Below are 15,620 nucleotides of genomic sequence, written 5' to 3' on the forward strand. Positions count from 1 at the left end.
GACTGGGCAGGCGCTCTGTCTGCCTTGTCAGCGCTTGGGAAAGAAGGCTTTCACCGCTGCATCAATAACGCTTTTGATGCCTTTACCCTTGTTATCCACGGCACAAGCATTGCCCGCATTGAGGTCCAGCCGGCCGCCTGTATCGATATTGCCGTTACCACTGGCGTAAATATTGAACGCGGTACCCGAGATGTTGATCTCGCCACTGGCATTGAACTCCAGCACGCTCTTTCCACAGACCAGTCGAATTTGCGATCCTGCCTCGATCAGGTATTGGGTGTTGATACTGTCGCTCTTGGCCCCGCCGACATGCAAAGCATCGTTAGCCAACACCGCGCGCAGGCGGTCATTACCGATTCTGACCGTCTCGTTGTGATCCACAGTGCTGTGGCGGTCATGCCCCACCCAATGGCCTTCGTCATTTTCTACGGCAATATCCTGATTACGCTCCGCGTGGATATAGAGTTGCTCGGCGCCTTTTTTGTCCTCCATGCGGATTTCGTTGAAATTGGCGGGTGAGCCACCCTTGCTGGAGCGGCTTTTCATACCACTTTGTGTGGCATTCTCGGGCAGTTTGTACGGCACCGTCTGCTCCGCGTTGTACACCCGCCCAGTAATAATCGGCCGGTCCGGGTCGCCTTCCAGAAAGCTCACAATCACCTCCTGGCCGATTCGTGGGATCTGCATCGAGCCCCAGTTCTTGCCGGCCCAGGATTGCGATACGCGTATCCAGCACGAGCTGTTTTCGTTGGACTGGTCGTGGCGGTCCCAGTAGAAATGCACTTTCACGCGGCCGTACTGGTCGGTCCAGATTTCCTCGCCTTTGGGGCCGACCACCAGCGCGGTCTGCGGGCCTTTGACGATGGGGCGATAGGTGTTGGCCAGCGGGCGGAAGCTTTGTTGGGCGTCGATGCAGGTCAGGCTGCTGTCGAACTGTGCCGAGCTGGAGCCGCCGCCGCTTTCCAGGCTTTCCTGAACGATGTAATAGCGGCAGCCGACGATCAGGTATTCGCGGTTCTGGTCCTGGCGACTGAATCCGGTGAGGCTGAACAGGTGGCCGGAACCGAGGCCGCGGGCGTTGCCGTTGAATTCGATTTGTTCATGCAGGGTTTGCAGGGCTTCGATGCGGGTGCGCGCGTAGTGTTCGCCGTCCGCGCTTTGCACGTAGGTGCCGGGGTAGTCGTACAGCGGGTAGTCGCCGGCGGCGTGCGGGCGCGGCATCGCCGAGCGCACGTCGATGCTCGCGCTGGGGCGCTGGAAGTCGTAGTCGTTGAGCTCCAGCGAGCCCGGCTGCACTTGCTGGGCCAGGTGCCAGTTGTACAGGTGGTCGCGTTCGCGTTGCTGCTCGTCCTTGGGGTAGTACGGAATCGACGCGTAGCCCGGCACCGTGGCGTGGGCGCCGTAGGCATCGGCCAGCACCAGCATGTGGCGGTCCTGTTCATGGCGGAAGAAGTAGTAGATGCCTTCCTGTTCCATCAAGCGGCTGACGAAATCGAAGCTGGTCTCGCGGTACTGCACGCAGTATTCCCACTCGCGGTACGGCCGGCTCAGGGCGTCTTCGAAGTCGGAAAAGCCGAGGTCGCGGAACACTTGCTTGATGATCTGCGGGATGCTCAGGTTCTGGAAAATCCGGCAGTCCGACGTGCGGCTCAGCAGCCACAGCCACGGGCGCAGCATCACCTGGTAGCTGGCGAACTGGCCCTGGTCGATGCTCTGGCTGCATTGCGCGACGATGCCGTGAAAGTGCCGCTCGCCGCCGTCCGCCAATTGCACACCGACGCTCATCGGCTTGCCCAGCAACTGGTTGAGGTCGATGTTGGCGTCCAGGGAGGTCAGTTGCAGCTCATAGGCGAACAGCCGGCCCAACTCTTCGCCGCCGCCCATTTGATTGAGCAACAGCACGTCCGGCCCGAGGGGGCTGGTGATTTTGGCCAGGCGTGAGGTTTGGTTGAATAGCATCGGTTAACCCGTAAATTGCGTAATAGCTGAAGAAACCGGCTGCAAATGTGGGAGGGGGCTTGCCCCCGATAGCAGTGTGTCAGTTGATGCATCTGGTGACTGATTCACCGCCATCGGGGGCAAGCCCCCTCCCACATTTAAACCGCATTCCAACAGTCGTTATTCGGCGTCGCTGAAGTCGTAGTGCAATTCATTATCCCGGCTACTGATCCGCACACCCGCCAGCGCCTTGCCTTCGAGCATGCGCGTGAGGAATTCACGGCTCATGTCCGGCAGCAGGCTGTTGGTGAGGATCGTGTCGATCATGCGCCCGCCGCTTTCGGTCTCGGTGCAGCGCGAGACGATCAAATCGACCACCGCGTCGTCGTAATCGAAGGCGACTTTGTGGGTGTTCTGCACACGCTTCTTGATGCGCTCGAGTTGCAGGCGGGTGATCGCCTTGAGCATCTCGTCGCTCAGCGGGTAATACGGGATGGTCACCAGTCGGCCGAGCAGTGCGGGCGGGAAAATTTCCAGCAGCGGCTGGCGCAGGGCTTTGGCAATGTCTTCCGGCGCGGGGATGTTCGCCGGGTCTTTGCAGACCTGGGAAATCAACTCGGTGCCGGCGTTGGTGGTCAGCAGGATCAGCGTGTTCTTGAAGTCGATGACCCGGCCTTCGCCGTCTTCCATCACGCCCTTGTCGAACACCTGGAAGAAGATCTCGTGTACGTCCGGGTGGGCTTTTTCCACCTCGTCCAGCAGCACCACGCTGTAGGGTTTGCGCCGTACCGCTTCGGTCAGCACGCCGCCTTCGCCGTAGCCGATGTAGCCCGGTGGCGCGCCCTTGAGGGTCGACACGGTGTGGGCTTCCTGGAACTCGCTCATGTTGATGGTGATGACGTTCTGCTCGCCGCCGTACATGGCTTCGGCCAGGGCCAGGGCGGTTTCGGTCTTGCCCACGCCGGAGGTGCCGGCCAGCATGAACACGCCGATCGGCTTGCTCGGGTTGTCGAGGCCGGCGCGGGAGGTCTGGATGCGCTTGGCGATCATCTGCAAGGCGTGGTCCTGGCCGATGATGCGTTTCTTCAGGTGCTGGTCGAGGTTGAGCACGGTTTCCAGTTCGTTGCGCGCCATGCGGCCGACCGGGATGCCGGTCCAGTCGGCGACCACCGAGGCCACCGCCTGGTAATCCACGGTCGGCAGGATCAGCGGGGTTTCGCCTTGCAGCGCGGTGAGGCGCTGCTGCAGGTCGACCAATTGCGCACGCAACTCATCGTTGCCGCTGTCGACCACGCCGGCTTTTTCACGCAACGTCGCGCGGGTGGCGAGCAACTCATCGACCAGGGTTTTCTCTTCGGCCCAGCGGCTTTCCAGGCTGGCCAGGCGCTCGCGCTCGGCACTCAGCAGGGCTTCGCTGTTGCTCTGGCGCGCCCCGATGGCGATGCCGATCGCATGCTCGCGGGCGATGATCTGCAGCTCGGTTTCCAGGGCTTCGATGCGGCGACGGCTGTCGTCGACTTCGGCCGGCACCGCATGCAGGCTGATGGCGACGCGGGCGCAGGCGGTGTCCAGCAAGCTGACGGATTTATCCGGCAACTGGCGCGCCGGGATGTAGCGGTGGGACAGCTTCACCGAGGCTTCCAGTGCTTCGTCGAGGATCTGCACCTGATGGTGTTTCTCCATGGTCGAGGCCACGCCGCGCATCATCAGCAGCGCCTTGTCTTCCGACGGTTCGGCCACCTGCACTACCTGGAAACGGCGGGTCAGGGCCGGGTCTTTTTCGATGTGTTTCTTGTACTCGGCCCAGGTGGTCGCGGCCACGGTACGCAAGGTGCCGCGGGCCAGGGCCGGTTTGAGCAGGTTGGCTGCGTCACCGGTGCCGGCGGCACCACCGGCACCCACCAGGGTGTGGGCTTCGTCGATGAACAGGATGATCGGCTTCGGCGAGGCCTGGACGTCTTCGATGACCTGGCGCAGGCGCTGTTCGAACTCGCCTTTCATGCTGGCGCCGGCTTGCAGCAGGCCGACGTCGAGGCTGCGCAGTTCCACGTCTTTCAGCGCGGGCGGCACGTCGCCGGCGACGATGCGCAGGGCGAAGCCTTCGACCACGGCCGTCTTGCCCACGCCGGCTTCACCGGTGAGGATCGGGTTGTTCTGGCGTCGACGCATGAGGATATCCACCAACTGGCGGATCTCTTCGTCGCGGCCGACGATCGGGTCGAGCTTGCCGCTGCGTGCCTGTTCGGTCAGGTCGACCGTGAAACGCTTGAGCGCTTCCTGCTTGCCCATCGCACTCGGCGCCATCGCACCGCTGGCTTCGCCCGGAACGGCGCCGGCGTTGAAACCGTCGCTGGCCGTCAACGCATTCTCCGGCGAGTCGCCGACGTATTCGTCAAAGCGTTCGCTCAGGGCTTCGGCCTTGATCTTGTCGAACTCCGCCGACAAACCCAACAGCGCATGGCGCAGGCTCGGCGTCTTCAGAATGCCCAGCAGCAGATAACCGGTACGCACCTGGCTTTCGCCGAACATCAGGCTGCCGTAGACCCAGCCGCGCTCCACGGCTTCTTCCACATGGGAGGACAGGTCGGTGATCGAAGTCGAGCCCCGTGGCAGGCGGTCGAGGGCTTCGGTCAGGTCGCGGGCCAGGCGCGCCGGTTCCACGTTGAACTGACGGATGATGCGGTGCAGGTCCGAATCCTGCAGTTGCAGCAACTGGTGAAACCAGTGGGCCAGTTCTACATACGGATTGCCCCGCAGCTTGCAGAACACCGTGGCGGCTTCGATGGCTTTGTAGGCCACACTGTTGAGTTTGCCGAACAGTGCGGCGCGACTGATTTCACCCATGCTCTGGATTCCTTGAGGTGGTGGCGTGATCGGCGTAATGCCGGGCCAGGATTAGGTCGTTGGCATCAACCGCAGGGCGGCCGAGCCAGGTATTGAAGCCCAGGCGGAACCGGCCGTTGAGTTGCAGCGCCGGGACTTCGGGTTGTTGCAGAACCAGGTTCAAGTCCCAGTCCAATTCATGGCCCAGGTACTCGGCCACCCAGGCCACCAGCTCGTTGAACGGCTGGCTGCCGGGCAGCATGCCCATGTAGTCGTCCAGCGCGAGCGGGCCCAGGCGGATGCGGAATTTGTGCTGGCGGTCCCACACATGGCTGCCCAGGCAGAAGTCCACGCCGAGCCGGTTGGCGCTGACCCCGACGCGACTGCGCTCGGGCAGTTCGAGCCATTGGCCGATGTATTCTTCGATCTCTACCGGCAGGCCGAAGTACTCGCCAAGGATCGCCTTCAAGCCATCCGGGTAGCGGGTCTGCGCCGACAGGTGGCCGCTGTAATGCAGCTTTGCCGTGTCGGGGATCAGCCCCTGGTTGAGCAGGCTCGGCATGCCCCGACCGCTCAAGGCCGCGAGGCGCGCCGACCAGTAATCATCGTCCGGGCGGTCGTGGCTGACGGTCGGCCGCGCCTCGGCCCAGGCCCGGTAGAACAGGCTCAACAGGCGATGGTGGAAGATATCCAGGAACTGTTTGCTGGTGCTGTCGGCATTGTTGCGCTGGCGTTCGCGCACGTACTCGGTGATGTGCAGCGGCAGCGGGCCGTTGGGGCCGCCGAGGCCGAAAAAGTACTGCTGCAGCCGCGCTGGCTTGCCCTCGCCAGCGGGGTCGACCGAGGCCAGGGTGGCCGGGGCGAAGGTGCAGTCGGCCTGTTGCCCGAGGCGCAGCGGGTCGTCCGCCAGGCGCAGGGACTGGCCCAGGCGCGGCAGGTCCGGCGATTCGCACTCGATACGCCGCAGCGCCTGGAAGAAATCGTATTCCCAGGGCTCCTGGTGCATCGCATCCAGGGTACTCACAGGGTCGGACGACGTCCGGGCTTGGCTTTCCATCGCATGATCTCGCCGCGTTCGGTGGTACGGATCACCGTCTCGGTAAAACTGTTGATCGACACGTAGCGTGCCAGGAAGCGTTCCAGTACCGCACCGAGCAGGAACACGCCGGTGCCGCGAAACGCGTTTTCATCGAATTCCAAGGTGATTTCCAGGCCGCGTCCAAACACGATCGGGCCGGGCATCGGCAGGCGTCGGGTCACCGCTTTGCTGCTGACTTCGCGCAGGCCTTCGATCTGCAATTGCAGGGCGGCGTCGTTGCTGTCGCCATACAGGCGCAGCAGCTCGCGCAAGGCGCCCGCGCCCTGGCCCTGTTCGCTCAGGGACAAGTAATTGAGCGACAGCTGGCTGATCAGGCGCCAGGCCTTGGCGTCATGGGCATGGCTGGCGCGCGGGCGGCTCGGCCCGGCGACGCAGCGCACGGCCAGCACCGGGGCGCTGTCGGCGAGGGTGAAGTCGGTCTTGCCATTGCCCACGCTCATGAACAGCGGCAAATCGCGGTTGGTACACAGCGCGCTTACGCCGAGTTGGCGCAGGTCGTGGCGATAGGGCGCTTGCTGGCTGTCCACCAGGCTGACGAAGGTTTCGCTGCCCACGTAGGTGGAGCGCGGGCCGTTGCGCCGCTGGTCGCTGGACAGCACCCGCGGCTCACGGCGCACGGTGTAGTACGCCTGGTCGCGGCCATAACGCGAGGGGTCGCGCACCGCATAGAACGGCAGGAACGGCTGCTCCGGCCCGGTGCCGTGGCCGGTGATGCCGTCGAGGGAGTGAATCTCGAAATCCATCGGCCGCGTGCGGTCGGCGATCACATGGTGTTCGTTGACCCGGTCGGACAAGTGGATACGGTCCACGCGTTTCGGGAACAGGTTGATCGCCGGGGTGCAGAACGGCAGGAACTGCGCGGCGCCGACGCTGCCTTCCAGGCTCGGTTCGTGGCGGTCGAACAGCACGATCAGTTCCAGTTCCTGGCCGTCGCAACGCTTGACCGCACGGCTCAGCTCGGCGAACTCGACGAACAGGAAGCGGTGGGGCAGGGCGAAGTATTCCTGCAGCAACCGATAGCCCTGGAACGCCCGCGCCACCACGGGCATGGCCGCGTCGGCGTCGTCGAAACCGCGCGAGCGCAGCGCGTCTGGTGGCAGGCGCTCGACCCAATCGCCCCCCGGCTTGCGCGCAAACACCGCGCAGGCATTGCCCAGCAATTGTTCGTAGAGGCGGAACGGTTGCTCATCGGCGCCGCTGAGGTACAGCGGCAGGTTGTCCAGCGCGAGGCTGTTGAACGGTAACTCGGCGCCGGTGCGCAGGGTCAGGCGCAAACCGGCCTTGGCTTTCGGTTCGCTGGCCGCCAGGCGCCCGAGCACGGCGGCGGGGTTGCCGAAGTACTCGGCGTGGCTGACCTGCAACGGCCACAGCGTCACCGGGTGAGCGGTGCGGTACTCGCAGCAGGTCTGGGTTTCGCGGCCCAACGCGGCGCGCAATACGCTGTCGCGCGGCAACGGGAAACCGCTGGCCAGGGAGCCTTCGTCCGGGTCGGTCTGCAGTTGCACCACGGTCATCGACGGGGTCGGCGCCAGGTAGTGCGGGTAGGCGATTTCCAGCAGGTTGTGGGTGAAGGTCGGGTACTCGGCGTCGAGCTTGAGCTGCACGCGGGCCGTGAGGTAGGCAAAGCCTTCGAGCAGACGTTCGACGTAGGGGTCGGCGCAGTCCATGCCGGACAGGCTCAGCCGACTGGCGATCTTCGGGTATTCCTTGGCGAACTCGGCGGCGCTTTCGCGCACGTGGTGCAGTTCCTGATTGTACAGCTCCAGCAGGCGCGGGTTCATGGGCGTCTCCGCTGGTCGGCGTTGACCACGCGTACATGGCCCGACTCCAGGTCCAGGTCGGTTTGCAGCAGCAGGCGCAACGGCACCGGCTGCGCCCACAGGTCGCCTTCGATCTCGAAGCTCAGGGCGTTGTGGTTCATCTCGCCATGGCCGACACGGGCTTTGACCCGCAGGGTGTGGCGCAGAATACGTGGCTCAAAGGTGGCGATCGCCTGGTAGATCAGGGCTTCCAGGGCCTTGATGTCGACGCTGGAAACACTGTTGCCCGCCAGCGCCGGCAGGCCGTAATTGACCACCGAGGTGCCGGCCGGGGTGTGCAGGGTGGCATCGGCATCGAGCAGCGACGTGGTGTTGAGCAGCCACGCCAGGTCACGCAGCACCGAGGCCTTCAATTGGGTGAGGGACAGCACGCGCTTGTCGGCGCTTTCCTTCGGGTTGGTTGGGTCGTCGTCGGTCAACCGGTCCAACAGGGACGGTTGCAGACGGTCGCGGGAAGCGATTTCAGTTACCACCAAAGCAGCTCCACGGACGGGTTGCGAGAGGGACAAAGTGCCTGGGGCCGTGGCGCTGGGCCACGGCCGCCAGGGCTATCAGCGCTTGGTGTTGGAACGGATGTTCCAGCCAAACTTGATCGCGCCGCCGTCTTTGGTGCCGTCGGCTTTCTGCGGTTGGTAGTCGACCATCACCTGGGCGAAGTTCAGGGTGACGTTTTCGGTCAGGCGATCATCGGAGCCCGAACCGCCAGTGCTCAGGGACGTGACCAGCACTTCTTCCAGGTTGATCACCATGTACTCAACCTGGCTTTCACCACCGGCCTTGCGCACGGTCAGCTTGACCTTGTCGATGTGCTTGCCGCTGGCGCAGTGCATCATCAGGTTCGGCGAGGCCTTGTCGACGTACTTGGTCAGCGACAGGTCCTGGATGTTCACCTTGCCCGCGCCGCCGCCACCGCCTACGTGCATGTTGCCGGACTGGGACATGCCCCAGCTCCAGTTCAGCACGTCGATTTCGTCCTTGTGGGCTTTGTCCATGGACTCGCCCTTGATGTCGCCGATCTTGATGAAAATATCAACAGCCATGTTTTCTCCCTGTGTGGACTCAGCCACTGTATTTGTTAACGCCGCCGACCCCTGTAGGAGCGAGCTTGCTCGCGAAGGTCGTCAACGGTGACGCGGGCATCCTGGATGAACGCAGCGCCTTCAAGTTTTTCGCGAGCAGGCTCGCTCCTACAGGGAGCGAGCCAGTCCCGATTTTTTATGCGCTTTTCGCCGAAGGCAGTTTCGATACCAGGCGCAGCGACACGGTCAGCCCTTCGAGCTGGTAGTGCGGGCGCAGGTAGAACTTGGAGTTGTAGTAACCCGGGTTGCCCTCGACGTCTTCCACGATCACTTCGGCTGCCGCCAGTGGGTGCTGGGCCTTGGTGGTTTCGGTGGAGTGCGCCGGGTCGCCGTCGACGTAGTTGAGGATCCAATCCTGCAACCAGCGCTGCATTTCGTCCTTCTCTTTGAAGGAACCGATCTTGTCGCGCACGATGCACTTCAAGTAGTGCGCGAAACGGCAGGTGGCGAACAGGTACGGCAGGCGTGCGGCCAGGTTGGCGTTGGCGGTGGCGTCCGGGTCGTCGTACTCGGCCGGCTTCTGCAGCGACTGCGCGCCGATGAACGCGGCGAAGTCGGTGTTCTTCTTGTGCAGCAGCGGCATGAAACCGTTCTTCGCCAGCTCCGCTTCACGACGGTCGCTGATGGCGATTTCGGTCGGGCACTTCATGTCCACGCCACCGTCATCGGTAGGGAACGTGTGGGCCGGCAGGTTTTCCACTTCACCGCCGGACTCCACGCCACGGATGCGCGAGCACCAGCCGTAGTGTTTGAACGAACGGTTGATGTTCACCGCCATCGCGTAAGCGGCGTTGGCCCAGGTGTACTTGGAGCTGTCGGCGCCGTCGGTGTTTTCTTCGAAGGCGAAGGCTTCCACCGGGTCGGTCTTGGCGCCATACGGCAGGCGTGCGAGGAAGCGCGGCATGGTCAGGCCGATGTAGCGCGAGTCTTCCGATTCACGCAGCGAGCGCCAGCCGGCGTATTCCGGGGTGGTGAAGATCTTGGTCAGGTCGCGCGGGTTCGACAGTTCCTGCCACGAACCCATGCCCATCACGGTCGGCGAAGCGGCCGCGATGAACGGGGCGTGCATGGCGGCGCAGACTTTGGACAATTCGCCCAACAGCTCGACATCCGGTGGCGACTGGTCGAAGTAGTAGTCGCCGACCAGGCAACCGTAAGGTTCGCCGCCGAACTGGCCGTATTCTTCTTCGTACATCTTCTTGAAGATCGGGCTCTGGTCCCAGGCGGTGCCCTTGAATTTCTTCAGGGTCTTGTGCAGGTCCGGCTTGGAGATGTTGAGCACGCGGATCTTCAGTTGCTCATCGCTCTCGGTGTTGTTGACCAGGTAGTGCAGGCCACGCCAGGCGCTTTCCAGCTGCTGGAAATCCGGGTGGTGGATGACCTGGTTGACCTGGGCGGTGAGCTTGGCGTCGATGGCGGCGATGATCGATTCGATCGACTTGATCGCGTCGTTGGACACCAGGTCAGTCTGTGCCAGCGCCTGCTCGGCGAGTGTCCGCACGGCGGTTTCCACGGCTTCGCGGGCACGCTCGGTCTTCGGTTTGAACTCTTGCAGCAACAGCGAGGCGAACTCGCTGGTTTCTTCGGTGGCGCCCAGGTTCTGAGCGCTTTCGCGCACGGTATTCTCGGTCATGATTACTGCTCCCCTGCCGGCTTCGGCGCGCTCGCAAGGGCCTGCAGCAATGCCGGGTCCTTGATCGCTTTCATGATGATTTCTTCAGCGCCGGTCTTGCCGTCCATGTAGGTCAGCAGGTTGGCCAACTGGGTACGGGCTTCGAGCAGCTTGTTCAGCGCATCGACCTTGCGGGCCACGGCGGCCGGGCTGAAGTCGTCCATGCTTTCGAAAGTGATGTCCAGGCTCAGGTTGCCTTCGCCGGTCAGCTCGTTGGGTACGTGGAACGCTACGCGCGGTTGCATGGCCTTGAGACGCGAGTCGAAGTTGTCGACGTCCACTTCAAGGAACTTGCGGTCGGCCACGGGCGCGAGGGGCTCGGCGGGTTTGCCGGCGAGGTCGGCCATCACACCCATCACGAAGGGCAGCTGGACCTTTTTCTCGGCGCCGTAGAGCTCGACGTCGTACTCGATCTGCACTCGAGGCGCGCGGTTGCGCGCGATGAATTTCTGAGAACTTTGCTTCGCCACGTTGCTGCTCCTGGTCGCTTGAGCGACGGTGTTGTTACTGCGCAGTCGGGCGGCTTACTCGCCGTCCGGGCCACGCAGGTTTTCAAATTGGGACATGCCGTCGGGAATCAGATTGCGCACGATGGCCGCGAAGTCGGCATGCACCAGATGCTTTGCGCGGTTCAACAGCACCGGCAGCGGGCTCGAAGGCTCGTGACGGGTGTAGTACGCAAGGATCTTGTCGAGGCTGCGCAGCACGTCATCGCGGTTGGCGATGTCGCCGCTGGGGCGCGGTGCGGTGGGGGCGGCGGCGAAGTCGGCCGAGGGGGCATTGTCGTCACTGACGGCCTCGGGTTCGCGGCTGCTGGTCTCACCGTTCGGTACAAATTGGCTGAGGATCTGCAGCGCCTGCTTGAGCGGTTGCTTCAACAGGCTGAGGTCGACGCCCTGGGCCGAGCCGACCTGGTCGCTGACCTGTTGTTCGATGGCTTCGCAGGCGGCACGCGCGGTGCTCAAGGCGTCGCGGGTGGCTTGCAGTTGCTCGGGGTCGCTGTCGAGGAACGCGGCGTTGAGCTGCTGGGCGCCGAGTTGTTCATCGGGAAAACTCATCAGGCCGCTGGCGTTCAGCGCGGCGCGCAGGCTCACGGCGCCGAAGGTGCGCGAGCGCGTGAGGATGCTTTCGCGCAGCAGGCGGATCGTCGCGTCGCCGGTCAAGCCGGACAGGGCGTTGATACGCACGGTGGGGTCGTTATCGTCGTCGGCATCCAGGCGCGGGTGCAGGTCGGCCCAGTATTCGCGCAGCAGCGCATTGATCAGCGTGAGCGCGTCGGCCAACCCGGCCACACCCTGGAGGGCGAGGGCGCTTTGCAGCAGGAAATGGGTGATGCGCAGGTCTTTGCTGCGTTGCAACAGGTCGAGGCTTTGCTGCTGGATGCTGCGCCAGTCCGGCGGTTCGGCAGGCAGGATGGCGTCGCCCATGCTGCGCTCGGGCTGCCCCTTGGCATCACGCTCCAGTTGTAGAAATTGCGCGTCATATTCCATGTCTTCGCCACATGGCGAAGTCGCGGAAACGGCGGCGAGCAGCAACGGCACATCCACTGAAATCGATCTCCCTATCGGCCCGTTAGATGACGGGCAATTCATGCATTAGTTGCGTGATGAACTTTGCATGTTTTCTTGGTCATATACATGTGGCGCCACTAATGTGCCATCACTGGTATTCAAGAAGTTGTGCATTTTTGGTGTAGTAGTTGTGGCTTGTCAAGGTAAGCTATTCGCCCTCTGTGACAGATGTGCGGTACTTAACAACCTGCGCGACTGGTGAGTCGAGTGGTGTTCCACGACAGGGTTTTTGTCATTGAGGCCAGTTAAGATCTGCGATCATGCTGGCAAAAAGCAGATTATGACCGTGGTTCGCGTCGCCTGGCGCGATCTCTCGGGAAAGGCGCTCGCCGGGAATCGATTGCGCGCGAAGTATCAGCAAGGAGGCAAGATGTCGCTGTGTTTGACTATCACTAGTTATCACAAGATTACCCCTGGGCAGTGTGCCGAAAAGTCCTTGAACCAGGGCTCGATAGCTATCGGCCGCAGCTCGGATAATGACTGGGTATTGCCTGATCCCGAGCGTCTGGTGTCCTCGAAACATTGCGTAATTCAATACAAAGATGGTCGTTATTATTTAACCGATAACAGTACAAACGGTGTGGAGTTGGTTAACGCCGGCATCCGTCTGCGCCGGGGTAATAGCGAGCCGTTGCAGGATGGCGAGCTGATCCGCATCGGTGATTACGAAATCCAGGCGCGCATCGATTTCAACGTACAGGCTGCGGATAGCCAGGCGTTTGCCGGGGATTCCCCGAACAGTTTTGAAGCGCTGATGGGCGCCGTCGCCAGCAAGCCGGTAGCCACGCCAGTGATCGCGCCGCAGTTCCAGGGCGCGTCGTCGATGGACACCTTGCCGGACCTCTTCGATTTTCTCAGCCCGACCGCCGTGCCGCCGCCGACCGTGGCCGATCATGTGCCGTCCGAGCAACACGACTTCCGCCCGCCGACCCCGGTGGCCGTGCCGGTGCCGGTGGTCGAGCCGCCTGCCGCGTCGGGTTCGGTCATTCCCGAGGATTGGGACCTGTTTGGCGACACACCGGCGCCGGTGGTCAGCGCACCGCCACCGCCTGCGCCGGTGATCGCGCCGCCACCCGTGGTCGAGCCTGTGCTCCCGGTGGCCGCCGCCCAGCAACCCGATCTTTTGCACGCCTTCCTGCGCGGCGCCGGCCTGGACCCATTGCGCCTGGACAAGGCCCAGGCCGAAGCCCAGATGGAAAGCATCGGCCGCAGCTACCGGCTGATGGTCGAAGGCCTGATCGACGTGTTGCGTGCCCGCGCCAGCCTCAAGGGCGAATTCCGCATGCAGCAGACGATGATCCAGACCGCGGAAAACAATCCGTTGAAATTCGCCCCGAATGCCGACGAAGCGCTACAGCTGCTGCTGCGTCATGGCAACCAAGCGTTTATGGCACCGGACATCGCAGTGCGCGACAGTTTCGACGACCTGCGCGCTCACCAATTGGCGGTGATGGCCGGTGTGGAAGCGGCGATCAAACACCTGCTCAGCCGCTTCGAACCGGCGCAGCTGGAGGAACGCATGGGCAAGCCCGGCGGGCTGTCGAGCCTGTTCAGCGGCTCGCGCCAGGCCCAGTACTGGCAGCAGTTCACCGAGCTTTACAGCAATATTTCCCGCGAGGCCCAGGAAGATTTCCAGGACCTGTTCGGCCGCGAATTCAGCCGAGCCTACGAAGAGCACAGCGCACGCCAGCGTCGCTGAGCCGCAACACATGGATAAAACGGAAAGCTAAGTACGTCATTGAGGACGAAGGATGATTCCCAGGTTTTTACTCGCAGTGGCCAGCCTGCTGATGCTGGCGGCATGTACCAAGGATGTCGCCGAACCCCAGGCCAGCGCCGCCGAGGTTGAAGCGAACAGCGCTGCCGTCGAGTTGCACTTTCACGCGATTGCCGGGCTCAACCCCGGCGCCAACGGCCAGGCCGCCCCGGTGCGCGTGCGGATTTTCGAACTGAAAAACGCCGCCACCTTCGGCCGTTCGGATTACTTCGCCCTGGCTGACCACGCGCAATCCACCCTCGGCCTCGACCTGCTGGACCAGGACGAAGTGATGGTGCAGCCCGGCCAGCAGTTGAGCATCCAGCGCGACCTCGACCCGTCCACCCGCCAGATCGGCCTGTTGGTGGGCTACCGCGAGCTGGACCGCGCGCAATGGCGCACGGTGCTCAACGTGCCGCCGCGCCAATACACCGAATACCAGATCAGCCTCGATGTGCGCGCCGTGCGTGCGGACGTCGTGGTTTCCCCATCCAGCCCAGCCCAATAACAAGCAATCGGAGCCCCCATGTCCTGGAACAATCGCGTGGTCTGGTCGGAAGGCATGTTCATCGGAACGCAGCACTTCCAGCAGCATGACCGTTACCTGGAAAACCTGATCGACGCCCGCAGTCGCCCGTTGTCGGCCGGGGCCTGGGGGTTTTCCGAGCTGCTGATCGATCAGGGCCTGCTGGCCCAGGGCAAGCTGGCGATTGTGTCGGCACGCGGCCTGCTGCCCGACGGCACGCCGTTCAATATCCCCCAGGATGACTTGGCGCCCAGCCCGCTGAATATCGACGACAGCCTGCGCGACGGTCTCGTCTACCTGGCCTTGCCGCTCAAGCGCGCAGGGGCCCGCGACACCGTCGACGACGGCGAAGCGCTTGGCGCCGCCCGCTACGTGAGCCAGGTGCGCGAAGTGCGTGACGACAACGCACCGTTCGAGAACCGCGCCCCGGTGGCCGTCGGCTCCCGTGCGCTGCGCCTGTTGACCGCGCAGGACGGCATCAGCGATTACGCGGCCATCGGCCTGGTGCGTATCAAGGAAAAACGCGCCGACCGTGCGCTGGTCCTCGACGACAGCTACATCCCGCCAGTCCTCGATGTGGCCGCGAGCAAACCGCTGACCGCGTTTCGCAGCGAACTGCTCGGCCTGCTGCACCAGCGCGGCGAAGCCCTGGCCGGGCGCGTGGTCGCTTCGGGCGCGGGCGGCGCGTCGGAGATTGCCGACTTCATGCTGTTGCAACTGGTCAACCGTGCCCAGCCGCTGATCCAGCACCTCAGCCAACTGAGCCCGCTGCACCCGGAGCGGTTGTTCAGCGAACTGGTCAGCCTGGCCGGTGAGTTCGCTACCTTCTCCACCACCGGCCGGCGCCCCCAGGAATACCCGCAGTACCAGCACGACGACCTGGCCTTGAGTTTTGCCCCGGTGATGCAGGCCCTGCGTGAAGCGCTGTCGATGTTGATCGACAGCAAGGCCACGCCGATCCCGATCGTCGAGAAAGCCTACGGCATCCACGTGGCCATGCTCGCCGACAAAACCCTGATCGACAGCGCCAGTTTCATCCTCGTGGTACGCGCCGATGTGCCCGGCGAGACCCTGCGCGCGCGCTTCGGCCAGCAGAGCAAAGTCGGCTCGGTGGAGCACATTCGCGACCTGGTCAACCTGCAACTGCCCGGCATTGGCCTGCTGCCGTTGCCGGTGGCGCCGCGCCAACTGCCGTACCACGCAGGCTCGACCTATTACGAGCTGGACCGGGGCAGCGAGCACTGGCAGCAGTTGAGCAATTCCGGCGGCTTCGCCTTCCATATTGCCGGGCAGTTCCCGGGCTTGAACCTGGCCTTCTGGGCGATCCGAGGATAAT

12 protein-coding genes are annotated in these 15,620 nt (G+C 63.3%); 3 read left to right on the top strand and 9 right to left on the bottom strand.

From position 1 onward, the window contains the following. Positions 1 to 27: 27 nt before the first annotated feature. The 9 genes from AC07W0_RS13965 to tssA all read right to left on the bottom strand — a co-directional run bounded on the left by AC07W0_RS13965 (position 28) and on the right by tssA (position 11,978). Complete coding sequence (locus AC07W0_RS13965) at positions 28 to 1,959, bottom strand: type VI secretion system Vgr family protein (RefSeq protein ID WP_495029331.1); 1,932 nt, start codon at positions 1,957 to 1,959, stop codon at positions 28 to 30. Between the two features lie 159 nt (positions 1,960 to 2,118). Beyond that, positions 2,119 to 4,782, bottom strand: a complete 2,664-nt coding sequence (gene tssH, locus AC07W0_RS13970; protein WP_102618733.1) for a type VI secretion system ATPase TssH — start codon at positions 4,780 to 4,782, stop codon at positions 2,119 to 2,121. After that, the gene (tssG, locus tag AC07W0_RS13975) at positions 4,775 to 5,818 is read right to left on the bottom strand and encodes a type VI secretion system baseplate subunit TssG (protein WP_057004025.1); all 1,044 of its coding nucleotides are present in this window, start codon (positions 5,816 to 5,818) and stop codon (positions 4,775 to 4,777) included. The genes tssH and tssG overlap by 8 nt, the downstream gene beginning before the upstream one ends. Beyond that, positions 5,782 to 7,641, bottom strand: coding sequence for a type VI secretion system baseplate subunit TssF (gene tssF, locus AC07W0_RS13980; RefSeq protein WP_017849980.1), 1,860 nt, complete (start codon positions 7,639 to 7,641; stop codon positions 5,782 to 5,784). The genes tssG and tssF overlap by 37 nt, the downstream gene beginning before the upstream one ends. Next, positions 7,638 to 8,153, bottom strand: coding sequence for a type VI secretion system baseplate subunit TssE (gene tssE / locus AC07W0_RS13985; protein WP_005792513.1), 516 nt, complete (start codon positions 8,151 to 8,153; stop codon positions 7,638 to 7,640). Before tssE ends, tssF begins: the two co-directional genes overlap by 4 nt. 78 nt (positions 8,154 to 8,231) lie before the next feature. Beyond that, the gene (locus AC07W0_RS13990) at positions 8,232 to 8,720 is read right to left on the bottom strand and encodes an Hcp family type VI secretion system effector (RefSeq protein WP_003195562.1); all 489 of its coding nucleotides are present in this window, start codon (positions 8,718 to 8,720) and stop codon (positions 8,232 to 8,234) included. 175 nt (positions 8,721 to 8,895) lie between these two features. After that, entirely contained in the window at positions 8,896 to 10,392 is a 1,497-nt protein-coding gene (gene tssC, locus AC07W0_RS13995; protein WP_046488991.1) for a type VI secretion system contractile sheath large subunit, read from the bottom strand. Positions 10,393 to 10,394: 2 nt separating this feature from the next. Next, positions 10,395 to 10,901 carry a type VI secretion system contractile sheath small subunit gene (tssB, locus tag AC07W0_RS14000; protein WP_017849978.1) on the bottom strand — a complete coding sequence of 169 codons (507 nt, stop codon included), beginning with the start codon at positions 10,899 to 10,901 and terminating at the stop codon, positions 10,395 to 10,397. A gap of 54 nt (positions 10,902 to 10,955) precedes the next feature. Beyond that, positions 10,956 to 11,978 carry a type VI secretion system protein TssA gene (gene tssA, locus AC07W0_RS14005; protein WP_102618735.1) on the bottom strand — a complete coding sequence of 341 codons (1,023 nt, stop codon included), beginning with the start codon at positions 11,976 to 11,978 and terminating at the stop codon, positions 10,956 to 10,958. A 394-nt stretch (positions 11,979 to 12,372) separates the two neighbouring features. Between tssA and tagH the strand changes: the two genes are divergently transcribed. From tagH to tssK, 3 genes are read left to right on the top strand one after another with little or no spacing between them, the layout of a single operon-like run. Continuing rightward, entirely contained in the window at positions 12,373 to 13,701 is a 1,329-nt protein-coding gene (tagH, locus tag AC07W0_RS14010) for a type VI secretion system-associated FHA domain protein TagH (protein WP_102618736.1), read from the top strand. A 52-nt stretch (positions 13,702 to 13,753) separates the two neighbouring features. Next, positions 13,754 to 14,266 (top strand): type VI secretion system lipoprotein TssJ, encoded by a 513-nt coding sequence (tssJ, locus tag AC07W0_RS14015; protein ID WP_017849975.1) that lies wholly within the window; start codon positions 13,754 to 13,756, stop codon positions 14,264 to 14,266. Between the two features lie 18 nt (positions 14,267 to 14,284). Next, the gene (gene tssK / locus AC07W0_RS14020) at positions 14,285 to 15,619 is read left to right on the top strand and encodes a type VI secretion system baseplate subunit TssK (protein WP_046381634.1); all 1,335 of its coding nucleotides are present in this window, start codon (positions 14,285 to 14,287) and stop codon (positions 15,617 to 15,619) included. Position 15,620: the final 1 nt, after the last annotated feature.

The sequence above is a fragment of the Pseudomonas sp. GW704-F2 genome (genome assembly GCF_059423025.1).

Bases quoted from the DNA above. Each gene is read 5' to 3' on its own strand.
- AC07W0_RS13965 (WP_495029331.1), bottom strand. From the start codon at position 1,959: ATGCTATTCAACCAAACCTCACGCCTGGCCAAAATCACCAGCCCCCTC.
- tssH (WP_102618733.1), bottom strand. From the start codon at position 4,782: ATGGGTGAAATCAGTCGCGCCGCACTGTTCGGCAAACTCAACAGTGTG.
- tssG (WP_057004025.1), bottom strand. From the start codon at position 5,818: ATGGAAAGCCAAGCCCGGACGTCGTCCGACCCTGTGAGTACCCTGGAT.
- tssF (WP_017849980.1), bottom strand. From the start codon at position 7,641: ATGAACCCGCGCCTGCTGGAGCTGTACAATCAGGAACTGCACCACGTG.
- AC07W0_RS13990 (WP_003195562.1), bottom strand. From the start codon at position 8,720: ATGGCTGTTGATATTTTCATCAAGATCGGCGACATCAAGGGCGAGTCC.
- tssC (WP_046488991.1), bottom strand. From the start codon at position 10,392: ATGACCGAGAATACCGTGCGCGAAAGCGCTCAGAACCTGGGCGCCACC.
- tagH (WP_102618736.1), top strand. From the start codon at position 12,373: ATGTCGCTGTGTTTGACTATCACTAGTTATCACAAGATTACCCCTGGG.
- tssJ (WP_017849975.1), top strand. From the start codon at position 13,754: ATGATTCCCAGGTTTTTACTCGCAGTGGCCAGCCTGCTGATGCTGGCG.
- tssK (WP_046381634.1), top strand. From the start codon at position 14,285: ATGTCCTGGAACAATCGCGTGGTCTGGTCGGAAGGCATGTTCATCGGA.